Source organism: Pseudomonas sp. 32_A (genome assembly GCF_017490905.1).
In the GTDB taxonomy this organism is placed as follows: domain Bacteria; phylum Pseudomonadota; class Gammaproteobacteria; order Pseudomonadales; family Pseudomonadaceae; genus Aquipseudomonas; species Aquipseudomonas inefficax.
In genome coordinates this window covers 1-234 of sequence record NZ_JAFGYI010000531.1, presented here as the reverse complement: position 1 = coordinate 234, position 234 = coordinate 1, and the positions used below count along the sequence as shown (strand labels likewise).

Below are 234 nucleotides of genomic sequence, written 5' to 3'. Positions count from 1 at the left end.
CTGGCGTGCCCACCGCCCAGATGTCGGCGGTGAAGATGTCGAGCTTGAAGGCGAACAGGCAGATCAGGGCAAACAGCAGCAGCGGCACCACCTTGGCCACGGTGGTGACCAGGTTGATGAACGCCGCCTCCTTGATACCGCGCAGCACCAGGAAGTGCACCGCCCACAGCAGCAGCGAGGCGCAGCCGATGGCGATTGGCGTGTTGCCCTCGCCGAACACCGGGAAGTAGAAGC

1 protein-coding gene is annotated in these 234 nt (G+C 64.5%); it reads right to left on the bottom strand.

Translation table 11 applies throughout. The features are described from left to right. The coding region (locus tag J5M58_RS27705; protein ID WP_207880748.1) for an amino acid permease at nucleotides 1–234 on the bottom strand (234 nt) is incomplete at both ends.